General features: G+C 40.6%; 16 protein-coding genes. 15 read left to right on the top strand and 1 reads right to left on the bottom strand.

Translation table 11 applies throughout. The features are described 5' to 3' along the window. The first annotated feature begins 9 nt into the window (after nucleotides 1-9). The 13 genes from araA to KHA88_RS21465 all read left to right on the top strand — a co-directional run bounded on the left by araA (nucleotide 10) and on the right by KHA88_RS21465 (nucleotide 15,418). Nucleotides 10-1,494, top strand: a complete 1,485-nt coding sequence (gene araA, locus KHA88_RS12485; protein WP_213122106.1) for an L-arabinose isomerase — start codon at nucleotides 10-12, stop codon at nucleotides 1,492-1,494. 62 nt (nucleotides 1,495-1,556) lie between these two features. After that, a complete protein-coding gene (locus tag KHA88_RS12490) occupies nucleotides 1,557-3,044 on the top strand; it encodes an alpha-N-arabinofuranosidase (RefSeq protein WP_213122107.1) in 1,488 nt (495 codons plus the stop codon). Nucleotides 3,045-3,057: 13 nt separating this feature from the next. Next, on the top strand, nucleotides 3,058-3,348 hold the full coding sequence (locus tag KHA88_RS12495; protein WP_213122108.1) for a DUF6171 family protein: 291 nt from the start codon (nucleotides 3,058-3,060) through the stop codon (nucleotides 3,346-3,348). Nucleotides 3,349-3,370: 22 nt separating this feature from the next. Beyond that, the gene (arfA, locus tag KHA88_RS12500) at nucleotides 3,371-4,876 is read left to right on the top strand and encodes an arabinosylfuranosidase ArfA (protein WP_213122109.1); all 1,506 of its coding nucleotides are present in this window, start codon (nucleotides 3,371-3,373) and stop codon (nucleotides 4,874-4,876) included. Nucleotides 4,877-5,076: 200 nt separating this feature from the next. After that, nucleotides 5,077-6,411 (top strand): ABC transporter substrate-binding protein, encoded by a 1,335-nt coding sequence (locus KHA88_RS12505; protein ID WP_213122110.1) that lies wholly within the window; start codon nucleotides 5,077-5,079, stop codon nucleotides 6,409-6,411. Nucleotides 6,412-6,491: 80 nt separating this feature from the next. After that, nucleotides 6,492-7,436, top strand: a complete 945-nt coding sequence (locus KHA88_RS12510) for a carbohydrate ABC transporter permease (protein WP_213107866.1) — start codon at nucleotides 6,492-6,494, stop codon at nucleotides 7,434-7,436. Nucleotides 7,437-7,444: 8 nt separating this feature from the next. Continuing rightward, nucleotides 7,445-8,281 carry a carbohydrate ABC transporter permease gene (locus KHA88_RS12515; protein ID WP_430413714.1) on the top strand — a complete coding sequence of 279 codons (837 nt, stop codon included), beginning with the start codon at nucleotides 7,445-7,447 and terminating at the stop codon, nucleotides 8,279-8,281. Between the two features lie 21 nt (nucleotides 8,282-8,302). Beyond that, nucleotides 8,303-8,923, top strand: coding sequence for a YesL family protein (locus KHA88_RS12520; protein WP_213122112.1), 621 nt, complete (start codon nucleotides 8,303-8,305; stop codon nucleotides 8,921-8,923). Nucleotides 8,924-8,966: 43 nt separating this feature from the next. Next, entirely contained in the window at nucleotides 8,967-10,898 is a 1,932-nt protein-coding gene (locus KHA88_RS12525; RefSeq protein ID WP_213122113.1) for a glycoside hydrolase family 127 protein, read from the top strand. A 192-nt stretch (nucleotides 10,899-11,090) separates the two neighbouring features. Further along, nucleotides 11,091-12,266 (top strand): MFS transporter, encoded by a 1,176-nt coding sequence (locus KHA88_RS12530; RefSeq protein ID WP_213122114.1) that lies wholly within the window; start codon nucleotides 11,091-11,093, stop codon nucleotides 12,264-12,266. A gap of 39 nt (nucleotides 12,267-12,305) precedes the next feature. Further along, on the top strand, nucleotides 12,306-13,814 hold the full coding sequence (gene melA / locus KHA88_RS12535; RefSeq protein ID WP_213107869.1) for an alpha-glucosidase/alpha-galactosidase: 1,509 nt from the start codon (nucleotides 12,306-12,308) through the stop codon (nucleotides 13,812-13,814). Between the two features lie 165 nt (nucleotides 13,815-13,979). Continuing rightward, nucleotides 13,980-14,960: a glycoside hydrolase family 43 protein gene (locus KHA88_RS12540; protein WP_213098282.1), complete on the top strand. Its 981-nt coding sequence runs from the start codon at nucleotides 13,980-13,982 to the stop codon at nucleotides 14,958-14,960. A 221-nt stretch (nucleotides 14,961-15,181) separates the two neighbouring features. Continuing rightward, complete coding sequence (locus KHA88_RS21465; protein ID WP_430413666.1) at nucleotides 15,182-15,418, top strand: glycoside hydrolase N-terminal domain-containing protein; 237 nt, start codon at nucleotides 15,182-15,184, stop codon at nucleotides 15,416-15,418. Between the two features lie 178 nt (nucleotides 15,419-15,596). On the opposite strand, the gene KHA88_RS12550 is transcribed toward KHA88_RS21465, so the two are convergent. Further along, complete coding sequence (locus KHA88_RS12550) at nucleotides 15,597-16,448, bottom strand: AraC family transcriptional regulator (RefSeq protein WP_213098281.1); 852 nt, start codon at nucleotides 16,446-16,448, stop codon at nucleotides 15,597-15,599. Nucleotides 16,449-16,601: 153 nt separating this feature from the next. On the opposite strand from KHA88_RS12550, the gene KHA88_RS12555 reads away from it, so the two are divergent. Both KHA88_RS12555 and KHA88_RS12560 read left to right on the top strand, forming a co-directional pair. Further along, nucleotides 16,602-17,513, top strand: coding sequence for an aldo/keto reductase (locus KHA88_RS12555; protein WP_213098280.1), 912 nt, complete (start codon nucleotides 16,602-16,604; stop codon nucleotides 17,511-17,513). Between the two features lie 124 nt (nucleotides 17,514-17,637). Further along, complete coding sequence (locus KHA88_RS12560; protein WP_213122115.1) at nucleotides 17,638-18,657, top strand: zinc-binding alcohol dehydrogenase family protein; 1,020 nt, start codon at nucleotides 17,638-17,640, stop codon at nucleotides 18,655-18,657. The last annotated feature ends 5 nt before the right edge of the window (nucleotides 18,658-18,662 follow it).

An 18,662-nucleotide genomic window follows, 5' to 3' on the forward strand; every position in this document is an offset into this window, starting at 1 on the left:
GGATTTTCTATGTTAAAAACAAAAGATTATGAATTTTGGTTTGTTACGGGCAGTCAATTGCTTTACGGGGAAGATGTTTTGCGCCAGGTGGAGGAGCATTCGAAAATTATGGCAGCAGGCATTGATAATGATGAGTCAGTGACTTATAAGGTAGTTTTTAAATCGGTTGTCAAAGAATCAGATGCGATCCGCAGATTGTTTTTGGAAGCGAATGCTGATGAAAACTGTGCCGGAATTATTACATGGATGCATACTTTTTCACCGGCAAAGATGTGGATTGCAGGCTTGAAGGCTTTAACAAAACCATTGCTCCACTTACATACTCAATTTAATCGCGATATCCCGTGGGACAGTATCGATATGGATTTCATGAACTTGAACCAGTCCGCACATGGAGACCGGGAATATGGTTTTATCGGCAGTAGAATGAATGTTACGCGTAAAGTGGTTGTTGGTCATTGGGAAAATGAGGAAGTGCTTGAGCGTATTGGTGGCTGGATGCGGACTGCCGTTGCTTTTAATGAAAGCCAAAACTTAAAAGTAGCACGCTTTGGCGACAATATGCGTCAAGTTGCGGTGACCGAAGGCGACAAGGTGGAAGCCCAAATCCAGCTTGGATGGACGGTTAATGGTTATGGCATCGGTGACCTTGTCCAACGGATGAATGACATTTCTGAGCAAGAAGTCAATCAGTTGATGGTGGAGTATGAAGAGAAATATGACATCGTCGAAGAAGGGCAAAGTGAAGGTGCTGTAAGAGATTCGATTCGTTACCAGGCAAGAATTGAGCTCGGTTTGAAAGCATTTTTGGAAGAAGGCGGATACACGGCGTTCACAACAACCTTCGAAGATTTGCACGGCATGCGCCAGCTTCCTGGTCTTGCTGTCCAGCGCTTAATGGAGCAAGGCTATGGCTTTGCAGGCGAAGGCGACTGGAAAACTGCGGCGCTCGTTCGATTAATGAAAATTATTGCGGACGGAAAGGACACTTCATTCATGGAAGATTATACGTACCACTTTGAGCCTGGCAATGAGCTTGTTCTAGGTTCACATATGTTGGAAGTGTGTCCTACCATTGCTGAGACAAAACCGAGAATTGAAGTTCATCCACTTGGAATTGGCGGCAAAGAAGATCCTGCACGGATCGTGTTTGATGGAGCGAGCGGTGCGGCGCTGAACGCATCCATTATCGACATTGGCCATCGTTTCCGATTGGTGATCAATGAAGTAGATGCAGTGAAAGTGGAAAAGGATATGCCGAAGCTTCCGGTTGCTCGCGTGCTCTGGAAATCGCAGCCGTCACTTGCCCAAGCTGCCGAAAACTGGATCATGGCTGGCGGCGCTCACCATTCATGCTTCTCATACAAAGTTACACCGGAACAGCTTAAAGACTTTGCTGAACTTGTCGGAATTGAATCCGTCTTAATCAACAACGACACAAACACACATGCATTCCAAAACGAACTGCGCTGGAACGAATTGCTATACCGATAATTCGACAAGTGACAGGCACGCCCCGAAGTTTGTCGAATGAAGAATAGAGAGGATTGAGTCTAATGAAAAACCATGTTGTCATTAATGCGGATATTGAAAAGGCTAAAATTAATAAGAATATTTATGGTCATTTTGCTGAGCATCTTGGGAGAGGGATTTACGAGGGAATTTGGGTCGGAGAGGATTCATCGATTCCAAATACCAATGGGATTCGTAATGATGTGCTTGCCGCGCTGAAAAACTTGAATATTCCCGTTTTACGCTGGCCAGGGGGCTGTTTTGCGGACGAATATCATTGGAAAGACGGTATTGGCCCACGTGAAAATCGGAAGAGGATGATTAACACCCATTGGGGTGGTGTTGTAGAGAACAACCATTTTGGGACGCATGAATTCATGATGCTTTGTGAAATGCTTGAGACAGAACCATATATTTGCGGCAATGTCGGGAGCGGCACCGTTCAAGAAATGTCTGAATGGGTTGAATATATGACGTTTGACGGCGAATCTCCTATGGCGAACTTGCGGAAAGAAAACGGCCGTGAAGAGCCTTGGAAATTGACCTATTTCGGCGTCGGTAATGAAAACTGGGGCTGCGGCGGGAATATGCGTCCTGAATATTATGCGGATTTATACCGCCGTTATCAAACGTATGTCCGCAATTACGGCGACAATCGAATTTACAAAATTGCCGGCGGGGCTAATGTCGATGACTACAATTGGACTGAAGTGCTGATGAAAAATGCCGCAAGAATGATGGATGGCCTAAGCCTTCACTATTACACAATCCCGGGCGAATTCTGGACAGGGAAAGGATCAGCAACAGATTTCCCTGAAAGCGAATGGTTCATCACATTAAAGAAAGCACTTCATATGGATACCCTGATTACGAAGCATAGCACGATTATGGACAAGTATGATCCCGAGAAAAGAATCGGCATGATCATTGACGAGTGGGGAACTTGGTTTGATCCGGAGCCGGGCACAAATCCAGGATTCCTTTATCAGCAAAATACGATCCGTGACGCGCTTGTTGCTGGACTTCATTTTAATGTTTTCCACGAGCATGCGGACCGTGTTCAAATGGCGAATATTGCGCAAACAATTAACGTATTGCAAGCGATGATTTTGACGGAAGGCGAAAAAATGATCTTAACGCCGACCTATCATGTGTTCGATATGTTTAAAGTGCATCACGATGCTACCTTGTTGGCAGTCGATGGCCAGTTTGGACAATATGAGCTTGATGGCGAGTCATTGCCGCAGACGAGTGTATCTGCTTCAAAGGATGCAAACGGAAATATTCATATCAGTCTTTGTAACCTTGATCATCAAAATGCGGCTGAAATGGAAGTAGATCTTCGCGGGATTAACCTCGAAGCAGCTAGTATTAGTGGAACGATTTTAACCGCAGGTGAAATGAATGCCCACAACACATTTGAACAGCCTGAAAATGTGAAGCCAGCTGAGTTCACAGAAGTAAAAGCAGATGGACAATCACTTTCTGTTACACTTCCGCCAATGTCAGTCGTTGTTTTAGCTGTTAAATGAGGGGCGAAGTTCGATGAATGGATTGTGTAAAGGATGTACTGGGAGTGTGATTGTTTCCGACGAAGTGCTGGAGGACATGCTGCTAGACGCAAAGCAGCGAGGCTTGAATCTCATTCAAGACCAAATTTATGAAGAGCGGCTACGCATTTGCAATAGCTGCCCTTCACTCCAATACGGAACAACCTGTATGCACAGTGGCAGTCTTGTACGCTACAGAGCGAAAATAGTTGAAAGCAACTGTCCATTTCCACATGGTGCGAAATGGTCGGGGGGTGACAGGCACGCCCCGAAGTATGTCGAATAATTAGCGAAAGGGATGAAGGTTAATGGGTAGTAAGAAGGCGAAGATGATTGTTGAGAAGGATTTTAAGGTTTCTGAGGTTGATAAGCGGATTTATGGGTCGTTTGTTGAACATTTGGGTAGGGCGGTTTATGGCGGGATTTATGAGCCTGGGCATCCGGAGGCTGATGAAAATGGATTTCGTAAAGATGTGATTGAGCTTGTGAAGGAGTTGAATGTTCCGCTCGTTCGTTATCCTGGCGGGAACTTTGTATCAGGCTACAACTGGGAGGATGGCGTCGGTCCAAAGGCAGATCGTCCACGCCGACTTGAACTTGCATGGAGAACAATCGAAACGAATGAACTTGGTACAAATGAATTCGTGGATTGGGCAAAGCTTGTTAATGCAGAAGTCAATATGGCTGTTAACTTGGGAACTAGAGGAATAGATGATGCCAGAAATTTGCTTGAATATTGTAACCATCCATCAGGTACATACTACAGCGATTTGCGCATTTCCCACGGCTATAAAGACCCTCATAAAATTAAAACGTGGTGTCTTGGAAATGAAATGGACGGTCCTTGGCAAATTGGCCATAAAACCGCACATGAATATGGAAGGTTGGCAAATGAAACAGCCAAGGTTATGAAGCTTGTTGATCCATCGATTGAGCTTGTGGCTTGCGGCAGTTCCAACCGTAGTATGCCGACGTTTGCTGACTGGGAAGCCACCGTTCTTGATCATACGTATGAAAACGTTGAGTTTATATCTCTTCATCAATACTACGGTAATCGTGCCAACGATGTAGCTAATTACCTTGCTCTTTCGCTTGAGATGGATGACTTTATCAAATCAGTCATTTCAATTGCAGATTATATCAAAGCAAAGAAACACAGCAAAAAAACCATCAACCTATCATTTGATGAGTGGAACGTTTGGTATCATTCCAATGATGCTGACCGTAAAATTGATCCATGGACTATTGCTCCTCCTCAACTTGAAGACATTTATAATTTCGAGGATGCGTTGCTTGTCGGCTCCATGCTTATCACGTTACTGAAACATGCTGATCGCGTAAAAATAGCTTGTATGGCTCAATTAGTAAATGTTATTGCTCCAATCATGACTGAAACCGGCGGTCCAGCTTGGAAACAAACAATTTTCTATCCTTATATGCATGCTTCTGTTTATGGGAGAGGCGTTGTGCTGAATCCAATCGTATCCAGCCCTAAGTATGACAGTAAAGATTTCACTGACGTGCCAGTGCTTGATACAACCGCTGTATATAATGAAGAAAAAGAAGAATTGACGATTTTCGCAGTCAACCGGGACTTGGAAGATAGCCTATTGCTAGAAAGCGATATTCGTAATTTCGAAGGTTACAAGGTTGTTGAGCATATCGTCCTTGAAAATAATGAATTGAAACAAGTAAATACGGCAAAAGAACAAGCAGTCGTGCCTCATTCTCGCGGAGATGCCACTAATGACAACGGGATTGTAACAGCGTCCCTTCCAAAACTTTCTTGGAATGTTATTCGTCTGAAAAAATAGAAATTCTGGGGTCAGAATCGCAAGTGACTGACCCCAATAATAGATATTCGCATTGAATACCCAGCGATAGTTTAGTAATTGTTTCAAATAATTATGAATAATAATTAGTGGTTGGATGATTTAAACAACTTTTGCACGTTTTTGTCTTAGCGCTGTCTTTTTGGTAATTAACTTTTTTTACAAAATTAGGGGGGAAAAGTATGAAAAAGAAAAGTATACTTGTATTATTTTTTGGACTACTGGCCATCGTGCTAGCAGCTTGTGGAGGCAAGGAGTCTAGTTCGGAAAAAGCAACAGACACAGTAGTTGTAGGAGACGATATTAAGGGTGCAACTGAATTGTCGTTTTGGACTTTTGCTGGATTGCATATGGAATTTTTTGAAGATGCTGCTGTCCGCTGGAATGAAACTAACCCTGATAGACCGATTAAATTGAAAGCGGAAACATATCCTTATGACCAAATGCATAATAACCTTCTGCTTGCTCTACAATCTGGAAAAGGGGCGCCTGACATCGTTGACATCGAAATAAGTCGTTTCCCTAACTACCTGCAAGGTGAACCTCAGTTATTACCTATGAATGAATTTGTTGATCCTGAAATCGATAATTTTGTTAGAGCGCGTTTAGATATTTATAGTAAAGATGGTCAATTTTACGGTATGCCAACTCATGTTGGGGCATCTGTCATGTACTATAACAAAGAAATTATGGATGAGGCTGGAGTAGATATCGATTCTATCAAAACATGGGAAGACTATGTGGAAGCTGGGAAACAAGTTGTAGCCAAGACGGGTAAAATGATGACTAATGTCCATACAGGAGATTACATGACTATGTGGGAGATGATTAGTCAACAAGGTTCAGATTGGTTTGATGAAAATGGAGAAGTAACAGTTGATAGTAAAGAGAATATTAAAACGCTCCAATTCCTTCACGACATGGTATATGTGAATAAAATTGCTGAACTAACTCCTGGCGGACAACCCCATGCTGAAGAATACTATGCATATATGAATGATGGTGAGGCTGCTTCTATTTCGATGCCATTATGGTATATGGGTAGATTCATAGAAAATATGCCAGACCTAAAAGGTAAGATCGTTGTTCGTCCGATGCCGGCTTGGGAAGCTGGTGGCTTCAGATCAGCTGGAATGGGAGGAACGGGAACCGTTGTTACAAACCAAACGAAACATCCTGAAATAGCAAAAGAATTTTTAGCTTTTGCGAAGTTGTCAAAAGAAGCTAATATTAAACTTTGGACAGTTTTAGGCTTCGATCCTCCACGTTGGGATGTATGGGAAAGCGATGAAGTTAAAGCAGATAATAAGTTTTATCAATTTTTCGGAAATGATATTTTCGATACTCTTCTTGATATAAAGGACGAGATCAATGCGGTCCACATTACACCACAGACACCAGAGGTTCAAAATGAAATTAATACAGTCGTATTTGACAGTGTTCTTAGACAGCAGTCACAAACAGCAGAAGAAGCACTGAAAGAAGCGGCAGATAAGATTAGGAGCAACAAACAGTAAGCAATTAAAAAATCTATGAATAGCAAATAATATCCTTCAGGGCGGGTCTTCCCCCGCCCTAAATAATAGGGGGGATCCTTATGTTACCATCGCCTAAAATGACAGCCGTTCAAGACATACATGTAAAAAGCCCTAATAAAATTTTGCGATTTTTAAACTCCAAAAAAGTAGTTCCCTATGTTTTTGTTTCACCCTTTGTTCTTTCTTTTTTTATCTTTACTTTTTATCCAACTATTAAAGCAATCATTATGAGCTTTCAAAGTATATTACCTGGCCAAGTAACTTTCATTGGGTTAAGAAATTATTCTAGAATTTTTAACCCAACTTTTTATAAAGCGTTATCGAATACGAGCATTTATGTTATTTTTACAGTTGTTATTTTAGTTATTGTTCCAATTATCTTGGCAGTACTGCTAGATTCAAAGTTTGTAAAATATAAAGTGTTATTTCGAGCTTCATTATTTATCCCTGCATTAACATCAACCATTGTTGCCGGGATGGTGTTTCGATTATTATTTGGTGAAACAGATAGTGCGGCGGCTAACCAAGTTTTACATTGGCTAAACTTAGAATCTGTAGAATGGAGATATAAAGCTTGGTCAGGAATGTTGTTAATGGTTTTGCTTTGTTGTTGGCGTTGGATGGGAGTAAATATATTATATTTTCTTGCCGCTTTACAAAATGTTCCTAGAGAATTATATGAATCTGCAGACATTGATGGCGCATCTAGATTTCAAAAGTTTCGCTTTGTCACATTACCATTCTTAAAACCCGTGACTATTTTTGTTTCCACGATTTCTGTGATCGGAGGCTTTCGGATGTTCGAGGAGAGCTTCGTATATTGGACAGGTGGATCGCCGGGAAATATTGGCTTAACGGTCGTCGGTTATTTATATCAACAAGGTATTCAACAAAATAATATGGGCTTTGGTGCTGCAATTGGTGTCATATTGATGTTGATTATCTTTGTGGTGAGCTTTATTCAACTAATTCTGACAGGAGCCTTTAAAAGAGGAGATGAATAAAAATGAAGATGAATAAACAAGATATGACACTACAATGGCTAGTAAATATTGGTTTTGTAATTGTTTCTTTAATAGCGCTTTTTCCAATCCTTAGTTTATTGCTCTCATCTTTTAGGCCCTCATCAGAGTTAATGCGGAATGGGATCAGTTTAACAGTAGACTTTAGTACATTAAACATTAATAACTATCAATATATTTTTACCGAGGCAGGTAATTATTGGACTTGGTACGGAAATAGTTTAATCCTTTCAGTCATTACAGTCGTTCTCTCGCTATTTTTCTCATCAATGGTTGGATATGCATTAGCTCTATATGACTTCAAAGGTAGAAACGTTTTATTCATGCTTGTTTTGTTTATTTTGATGGTGCCCTTTGAAATCTTAATGTTACCGTTGTATCAATTAATGATCAACGTGCAATTGATTAATACATATGCAGCCGTTTTGCTTCCTGCGATTGTTGCACCTATTGCTGTATTCTTCTTTAGGCAGTATGCATTGGGGCTACCGAAAGAATTAATGGATGCGGCAAGAATTGACGGATCAACTGAATATGGAATCTTTTTTAAAATCATGTTGCCATTGATGACCCCATCTTTAGCGGCAATGGCAATTTTACAAGGGCTCGGTAGTTGGAATAACTTCCTGTGGCCACTGATAGTGTTGCGATCGAATGACATGTTTACTTTACCAATTGGTTTGGCTACTTTATTAACTCCATACGGAAATAACTATGATGTATTAATAGCGGGATCTGTTATGACGATTGTTCCTATTATTTTACTGTTTATTTTCTTCCAACGTTATTTCGTGGAAGGACTTACAGTTGGGGGAGTTAAAGGATAAAAGCATAAAGGTGGCGGCAGCATGGATGGAAAACAAATTGTAACATCACTTGATCGAATTCTACATTGGATTATTAGACTAGGAGTACTAAGTGGATTGTGGTTTTTATTCTCTTTCCTCGGTGTGCTTGTGGCCGGCGTTTTTCCAGCAACTGTAGCTGCATTAGGGGTATCCAGGGAGTGGGTTAAGGGAAACCACGAGATTCATATATGGAAAACGTATAAAAAGATTTACAGGCAGGAATTTGTAGGCGCCAATATATTGGGATGGATCCTTTCTATCGGAGGGGCTTTACTCTATATAAACTATCGCGTGATGGCCAATACAGCTGATGAAATATTATTTATTATTCCATTCGCTTTCTATCTAATATTATTTTTCTATTCGATCATTGTTTTATGGTCTTTTCCGTTGCTTGCCCATTATCAAGCCCCATGGCATCAACATATTAAAAATGCATTCATTATTGGTATTTCAAAAATACATTATTCAATATTCATTGGAATGGTTATTTTTATCGTTTCTTATGTTTCCTTGGAGCTTCCGGCTTTTATTCCGTTTTTTTCCATCAGTATCGCCGCAACAGGCTGTATGTGGTTTTCCATGCAAGTTTTTAAGAAAGTGGATAATAGACATTCTTAGAAATTTAATATTAGGTTAAAAAAACACGATAGGAGATGAAAGGATGAGAACGACAAAGACTATGAATCAGCCGAAAATTAACGACAAATTTTGGCGCAGATATATGGATGTAGTTCGGAATGAGGTCATCCCTTACCAATGGGAAGCCCTAAATGATCGAATTGAGGGCGCCGCCCCGAGTCATGCCATTGAAAATTTCCGAATCGCTGCGGGAGAAGCGGAAGGTGAATACCACGGTTTTGTGTTTCAGGATAGTGATGTTGCAAAGTGGATTGAAGCTGTGGCTTACAGTTTAGCGACGGATCCAAATCCGGAATTGGAAAAAACAGCGGATGAATTGATTGCGTTAATTGGAAAGGCCCAGCAGGATGATGGCTATTTGAATACTTATTTTACAATTAAGGAACCTGAAGCACGTTGGACAAATTTGCGAGATCAGCATGAACTATATTGTGCAGGCCATATGATGGAAGCTGCCGTGGCTTATTATGAAGTAACTGGAAAACGTGAATTATTGGATATTATGTCGCGGTTTGCTGATTATATCGATACTGTTTTTGGAGAAGAAGCCGGAAAAATCCAAGGATATGACGGTCATCAGGAGATTGAACTGGCGCTTGTGAAATTATATGAAGCAACAGGAAATGAAAAGTATTTGAACCTCAGTAAGTTTTTTATTGAAGAGCGGGGTAGACAGCCACACTTTTTTGATCAAGAAAGTGAAGCAAGAGGGGACAAAGAGCCATTTTGGTATTATGGAAGCTATCGCTATAGCCAATCGCATCTTCCTGTCAGGGAGCAAAAGGAAGCGGCGGGCCACTCAGTAAGGGCTGTGTACATGTATTCGGCAATGGCAGATCTGGCGGCAAAAACAGGTGACGAATCACTTGTTGAAGCTTGTAAAACACTTTGGGAAAATGTGACGAACAAGCAAATGTATGTGACGGCTGGAATCGGTTCAAGTGAGTTTGGAGAGGCGTTCAGCTTTAACTATGATTTACCAAACAATACGTCCTATACGGAAACATGCGCTTCGATTGGATTGGTTTTCTGGGCTCAGCGAATGCTAAATCTCGATAAACACGCAAAATATGCTGATGTTATGGAGCGTGCTTTATATAATGGAACGATTAGCGGCATGGATCTAAATGGGAAAAAGTTTTTTTATGTGAATCCGTTGGAAGTTTGGCCAAAGGCATGCATTAGACATGATAAGCGCCATGTGAAACCTGAAAGGCAAAAGTGGTTTAGCTGTGCATGCTGTCCACCGAACTTAGCGAGGTTAATCGCGTCGATTGGAAGATATATTTATACCCAGCATGATGATGAACTATTTGTAAATCTTTATATGGGCAATAAAGCGGAATTTGCGCTGAATGGTCAAACAGTTAAGCTTGTGCAAAGAACAGAATATCCATGGGATGAAACGATTTCCCTAACAGTTAGCCCTGAGGGTGATTGTGAATTTACTTTAGCATTAAGAATCCCTGGTTGGTGCAGGAAAGCCTACTTAAAAGTTAACGGAGAATATGTGGATCTTGAAGACATCACTTCAAATGGATATGCATATGTGAAAAGGGTTTGGCAAGCAGGCGATCAAGTAGAACTCGTTTTAACCATGCCTGTTGAACGAATCAAGGCGCATCCTAATGTTAGAGAAAATGCCGGAAAAACAGCATTGCAAAGAGGGCCAGTTATTTATTGTATTGAAGAAGTGGATAATGGCGCCAATTTGCCCAATATTTTTCTACCTGAAAATGCAGTTTTTAGTGCACGCTTTGAACCAGAATTACTTGGCGGCGTTACGGTGGTAACAGCTGAAGCGGAGCGGTTGAACGATTCCGGGTGGGGAGAGTCCTTGTACAAGCCAATTGATATAAATCAATATCATTCTTTCAAGCTGACAGCTATTCCATATTATGCTTGGTGTAACCGGGAACCAGGGGAAATGCTTGTCTGGATAAATGAGAAATGAAGCTCGATTATTTTGTAAAACGATGTGACAGGCGGTTACACTTAATTGGTGGTTCTGCCTAATAATATTCCAGCTACCTCTCCTATAATCGGAAAATAGTATTTATTTCGACCATTGTATACTATAATTTATAGGAGAGATAGATCTTTGTGTTTTGGACTAGCTTTAAAATACCATGACAGGAGATTCACCATGAATAAGCTAAATAGAAAGCTGTTTACTTATGCCATAAATTTTACGATTTTGATTTTCGGCATGCAGATGACGATGATTGGTCCGCTCATTGAAAAAATGTCTCAGTCGTTTCAGTTATCTGTGGCCCAGATGGGGTCTTTTTTTACGGTTTCCGCTGCCGGGTTTACCGTAGCCATTATTTTTGGTGGCATTATTTCAGACCGAATTGGCAAAAAGCGGGTCGTCATTTGGTCTGGGTTTGGATTTGCAAGCGCCCTTCTTTTATTCTCGCTTTCACCGTCGCTACTTTTCTCTATTATTCTATTTTTTTTAGCGGGAGGTTTCGGTGGCGTCATTGAAGGCACGCTAAGTGCGATGGTCGCTGATATCAATCCTGGAAACGAGAGGCGCGCAGTTACATTTGCCCATGTTTTTTTTGGTGTCGGTGCCATCATTGGGCCGGCATTTGCAGGGTGGCTGGCTAATACTGATTTTCCGTGGCAATCAGCTTATATGGTAGCTTCTCTCCTTGCATTTGTCGCTGTAATTTGGGTGATTGGTTTCGAGTATCCTGCAGTGAAAGCAGAAGAAAAATTAGAAATGAAAGCGTTTAAGAGTATTTTAAGCAATCGAGGATTTCTGCTTCTCTGTACTGCAGTTGCCTTATACGTTGGGGTGGAGACGACAGTTTGGGGCTGGACTCCAAAATATTTAAGCTTGGATCTTGGGCTTAATGAAACATTCGCAGGAGTCATGGTTAGTTTGCTGTGGGCTGGAATCACCATCGGCCGGTTTATTTCCGCGATGTTGTCTGAGAAATTTTCCAACAAAGTGCTCGTCAGTGGACTTTGTCTCATCTCTATCTTGGGGCTTCTTGCCCAACTAAGTTCTGCATTACAGCCATTTGCACCCGTCACTTTTTTTCTGCTTGGAATTGGATTCTCGGGTATATGGCCTCTGATTGTGTCTGAGGCAGGAACGTTATTCAAATCGAAGTATACTGGAACCGCATTTGGTTTGGCGTTTGCAGCTGGAGGAATCGGTGGTATGACCGTTCCGTACATATTTGGATTTGTTGCAGAACATGTGCAAATGAGTATTTTGTTCGCCACTTTAACGATTCCGCTTATTTTTATTATGATCATTAGTTTTATCTTAGATAAAGCCGAAGAAGTCGAAGAATCTGCAGCGTAATAATGCCGGGAAATTTTTATAAAAAAGGAGACATGCCTCATGTCATTTAAAATCGCCTTTATAGGAGCGGGAAGTATTGGTTTTACGAGAGGATTATTACGAGATCTTCTTGCTGTACCGGAATTCAACAATATTGAAGTTGCCTTCACAGACATTAATGAGCGAAATCTCGATATGGTTACACAACTCTGTCAAAGGGACATTGATGAAAACGGCTTAAATATAAAAATACATTCGACGGTTGACCGCAGGGAAGCTTTTAAAGATGCAAAATACATTTTTTCTGTCGTGCGCATTGGCGGGCTTGAGGCGTTTCAGACGGATGTCGATATTCCGTTGAAATATGGAATCGATCAATGTGTTGGCGATACTTTATGCGCAGGCGGGATTATGTACGGACAGCGCGGCATTGTGGAAATGTTGAATATTTGCAAGGACATTAAAGAAGTGGCTGATCCCGATTGTTTATTGCTTAACTACGCAAATCCAATGGCGATGATTACGTGGGCATGCAATAAATATGGCGGGGTAAAAACAATTGGGCTTTGTCACGGTGTACAGGGCGGACATTGGCAAATTGCACAAGTACTTGGTTTGAAAAAAGAGGAAGTCGACATTATTTGTGCAGGGATTAATCATCAAACTTGGTATATTAGCGTCAAGCATAATGGTGAGGATCTCACTGGAAAATTGCTCGAAGCTTTTGAAAATCATCCTGAATACAGTAAAACTGAAAAAGTGCGTATCGATATGCTTAGACGATTTGGTTATTACAGTACAGAATCGAATGGTCATTTAAGTGAATATGTTCCGTGGTATAGAAAAAGGCCCGAAGAAATCAATGAATGGATTGATTTAGGATCATGGATTAACGGGGAAACAGGTGGTTACTTAAGGGTTTGTACGGAAGGCAGAAACTGGTTCGAAACGGATTTTCCGAATTGGCTAAAAGAAAAACCTCTTGAATATATTCAAGAGAATCGTAGTGAAGAACATGGCTCATATATAATAGAAGGACTTGAAACAGGACGGGTATATCGAGGGCATTTCAACGTGGTCAATAATGGTGTAATTTCAAATTTACCAGATGATGCTGTGATCGAAGCACCTGGATATGTAGATAGCAATGGGATTAACATGCCACAAGTTGGCGATTTACCGCTTGGGCCGGCTGCAGTATGCAACGTTAGTATTTCTGTACAAAGACTTGCTGTTGAGGCAGCTGTTAATGGGAACGACTTCTTATTACGTCAAGCGATGATGATGGACCCGCTTACTGGTGCTGTCTGTAATCCGAAAGAAATTTGGCAAATGACGGATGAACTGCTTGTCGCCCAGGAAAAATGGTTGCCTCAATACGGAGAAGCAATAGAAAAAGCGAAAGAAAGATTAGCTTTAGGAGATTTAATTCCGACTAAAGAAGATTATCAAGGTGCAGCGCGTCTGAAGGTAAAAACTGTTGAAGAAATGGCGGAAGATCGTGACGCGGCTAATAAAAATGCTGGAGAAGCGGATAAGGCGAAGGAACGTCCTTCTGCGTTAATTTAAAACGCAACAAAAGTAGTGAATACAACTTTAGTTTTTGTTTACACATTAAAAGGTGAGAGAAAGTGACAATAAGGCGTATTTTGACTGGTTCGAGTACGTAGGTCTAAATAAAGCTTGTATGATTGTAATGAAAGAATAAAGACTTACAATGGAGGAGAAAAAAAGATGAAAAGAATAGTAAAACCCAATCAGCCTTTAATCGAGCATATTTATACAGCTGACCCTTCTGCCCATGTGTTTGAAGGTAAAATTTATATTTACCCTTCCCATGATTTAGACCATGATGGACCTTCCAATGATAATGGCGATCAATATGCTATGGAGGATTACCATGTCCTGTCACTTGATGACTTTGATTCTCCTTGTGTGGACCACGGGGAAGTTCTCCATATAAAAGATGTTCCTTGGGCAAAGCAACAAATGTGGGCGCCGGATGCAGCTTTCAAAAACAATACATACTACTTATATTTTCCGGCGAAAGATCATGATGAAATTTTCCGAATTGGGGTGGCTACTAGTCCTAACCCAGCTGGACCTTTTACTCCGCAAGAAAATTACATACAAGGTAGTTTCAGTATGGATCCCGCTGTCCTAGTTGATGATAATAACAGAGCATATATGTATTTTGGCGGCCTTTGGGGTGGTCAATTGGAAAAGTGGCGGACAGGTAGCTTTGATCCTAACGGAAAAGGTCCTGCTCCTTCGGAACCTGCATTAGGTCCAATGTTTGCTGAAATGAACGATGACATGCTGTCTTTTAAAGGGAAGCCTCAAGAAATCTCCATTATCGATGAAGAAGGAAATCCTATTTTGGCTGGTGACGAGGAAAGAAGATTTTTTGAAGGTCCATGGGTTCATAAATACAACGGGTATTATTATCTTTCCTATTCCACAGGAACAACCCATCTTCTAGCTTATGCAATGAGTAAAAACCCACAAGGTCCGTTTGTTTATAAAGGTAAAATCTTAACCCCAGTTCTTGGTTGGACAACACACCATTCTATTGTGGAATTTAACGACAAATGGTATTTATTTTATCATGACGCCTCTTTATCCGGTGGTGTAAACCATAAGCGAAGTGTAAAGTACACGGAGTTAAAATATAATGGGGATGGAACCATACAAACGATTGAATACAGGCTTTAAATCGAGTAGGGGGGGAATTGCCCGGTAATTACCCCCAACCTCCCCGTCGAGGGATATGACTATCATGTACATTACCAGGTGTGACAATGGTTCCTATACCCGCTTTCAGGGTCCGTTGAGCTCTCTTTAATTTCATCCATTTCTTCTTTTTCGAACTTCTCAGGTGGGAAGGTTTAGTAAACATTCAATATACTTGTAATGAAGTAGAATATAATCGTGAGATATTTGCCAGCTACCCTAATGGAGTCATGGTCATTCGGGTAACTGCTTCCAAAAAACAATCTGTTTTATTTCATGTGTATTTTGATCGGGGGCAGACTAGAAATTTAGATGAGATGGAGGCAGTTAGCTCCGATTGTCTAGTGATGCGAGGGAAGACCGGAGGAGAAAACGGAATTAGCTTTAGAAGTTGGAACAGTGAATCCGGGATCTGGCGAGCTTACTGTATCACTGCCTAACGGAACATAAGTCAGCGTCGATGTGGAAAAGGATGGAAAATGGAAAGCGAAATTACCAAACAAATCATTAAACAAAGGTGATCTCGGAATAATAAATAATTTGTGAAAAGGCCCCTGTGTTCGGTGAATATTTTGCCGGACACGGGGGCTATCTATTTTCTTAATCAAGTTTAACACCTTATTTTTGTTTCCTATATTCCTTCGGTGTTAAGCCTGTAATTTTTTTAAAAGTCCTATAAAAATGGGGCATGCTTTTATAGCCAGATTGATTAGCAATTGCATGAATAGGCTCATTTGTAGCTAAAAGCATTTCTTTAGCTAAAATTAATCGTTTTGCTGTAATATAATCTGTTAAATTTAGACCGACAAGCTCTTTGAAGACACGGCTGAAATGAGCAGAAGATACAGCTGCAAAATGTGCAATAGTTAACAAATCCAGATTGTCCCCTATATGTTCGTCAATGTATAGGAGGCTTTTTTTTAGCCATTCAGGCTCATGATTAACAGTGTTTTCCTGTAGCTTTAAACAATGCCTGTTTAAATCAAGTAAAAGCATATGTAAGAGAAGAAGGAGGGCCTCAGAACTGTCAACGCCGCTGTGATTACACTCTGCTTCCATCTCTTCTAAAAACCTCTCAATTCGCATCTTCATGTTTTCGGGAATTGAAAAGCGGTATTCTTTTTCTTTCTTGCTTTCTTCTAAAATTCTAGCGAAAGCAAAGCTCCTCATAAAAGGTGATTGTATGAGAGTCGATGGGTGAAAAAATATTGCAGTAGAGGTAATCGGAATATCGGAATCAGGAACAGCTCGATGAATCGTATTAGCAGGTAGAATGAAAATATCGCCTTCATTTACATCGTAAAAATACTGATCAATGAAAAACGTACCTTTTCCACGATAAACATAGACGATTTCATGCCAATCATGAACGTGATCGGGGAGTTCATGGTCTGGTTGTTTGGTGTCCTTAAAAACAATATGTAACGGTAACGTATTGTTAGTATCAATTGATTTTGCTAAGGGTTTCATTAAAAGCCCTCCAAAATTTGAGATTATAATTCATCATATCATGAAAAGGTACTAATCTAGCAAAAATAACTATTTTTATAACAATATATAAGTGGTAAGATTATATGAAAGCGTATACATACATTTCGATAGAGGGAAGAAAGGAAGAAGTGCATGGATTATCGAATTTTAGGTTCAACAGGATTATCTGTTTCCACACTCAGCTATGGAGCCTCATCACTCGGATCAGTTTTTCGAGATATAAATGAGGAAGAAGGGATTAAGGCAGTCCATACTGCTATCGATATGGGTATTAATTTAATAGATGTTTCACCCTATTATGGCTTAACAAAAGCGGAAAATATACTTGGGAAAGCATTAGCGACAGTGGACCGAGATAAATATTATTTATGTACGAAAGCTGGTCGATACGGAGAACATGAATTTGATTTTTCGTATGATCGCATTATTAAAAGTGCAGAAGAAAGCATGAAGCGTCTTCAAGTTGAATACTTGGACATACTTCTTCTTCACGATATTGAATTCAGCAACCGGGCTCAAGTGCTTGAGGAAGGGATTCCCGCTTTGCAACATTTAAAAAAGCAAGGGAAAATTAGATACCTAGGCGTTTCGGGTCTTCCATTATCCATTTTTGAAGATACGTTAAATCATACTTCATTAGATGTGATTTTGTCGTATTGCCATTATACGCTTAATGACAACTCACTTGAAACAATCCTGCCATTATTAGCTGAAAAACAGACCGGTGTGATGAATGCTTCACCTCTAGGCATGGGCTTGCTTAGTCAAAAAGGAGCGCCACCTTGGCACCCTGCAAGCCAGAAAATAAAAGAGATTTGCCGTCAAGCAGTGATGTATTGCGAGTCGCAAGGGACGCCTGTCGAAAAACTAGCAGTTCAGTTCTCGACTGCTAATTCACTTATACCTACGACCTTAATCAGTACGGCGAATCCCGAAAATATTTCAAAAAATATTCGGTGGCTTGAAGAGCCACTTGATAGGGATTTATTAATAGAAGTACAGCGGATATTGGCTCCTATCCATAATGAATCTTGGAGTGATTAGATGAAGAAAGAATGAGTTTTTAGCTACACAAAGGTAGAAGATTAGTTGGAGAAAGTTTTTAGAAAAAGTTTATGGTAAATGTAAATCCCCACTCATAATGAATCACACGGAAGAAGGAGGAAAAATGAAAACAATTGTATGTCAAGAACCATATAAATGGGCCCTAATCGAAAGTGAAAAACCAACATGTCAACAAGGAGAAGCGCTTGTACGTGTCCAACGTATTGGTATTTGCGGGACAGATTTGCATGCTTTTTGCGGCAATCAACCATATTTTACTTATCCCCGCGTTCTTGGCCATGAACTGTCGGGAACGGTGGAAGAAATTAGATCTGAAGATACCACCATCAAAGTAGGTGATCAAGTTTCCATCATTCCTTATTTGGAGTGTGGACATTGTCCGGCATGCCGCTCCGGAAAAACAAATTGCTGCTCTTCATTAAAGGTGCTTGGTGTTCATCAAGATGGCGGCATGACTGAATTTATATCCGTACCTGCTGACCATTTAATAGAAGCGAATGATCTGACGCTTGATCAAGCGGCAATCATTGAACCTTTAAGCATAGGTGCCCATGCTGTCCGTAGGGCCAAATTACAAAAAGGTGAAAAAGTACTAGTCATAGGTGCGGGACCGATTGGTTTAGGTGTGATGGCATTTGCGAAATTGCAAGGAGCAACAGTGGCAGCGATGGATATGAATAAAGAGCGTCTTCATTATAGTAAAAACGAGATTGGCATTGATCACACAGTCCATGCTGGGGAAAATACAATCAATGAGCTGCGAGAGCTGTTTAACGGGGAACTTCCAGAGACAGTGTTTGATGCCACTGGCAATGTGCATTCAATGAATGCATCTTTTGCCTATCCCGAACAAGGTGGAAAGTTAATTTTTGTCGGACTTGTAAAAGATAACGTCATTTTTTCCGATCCTGAATTCCATAGAAAAGAACTAACACTGATGAGTAGCCGAAACTCAACAAAAGAGGACTTTTTACATGTCAAGCAGGCGCTTGAGAGCAGTAAAGTACATATGGACGGATTTTTGACTCACCATTGTCACTTTCAAGAAATGCCAATAGTATTCGAGGATTGGCTCACACCGGAATCAAATGTCATTAAAGCAATAGTGGAAATTTCAAATTAAGGTGC

This window comes from Lederbergia citrea (assembly GCF_018343525.1).
GTDB classification, from domain to species: domain Bacteria; phylum Bacillota; class Bacilli; order Bacillales; family Bacillaceae_C; genus Lederbergia; species Lederbergia citrea.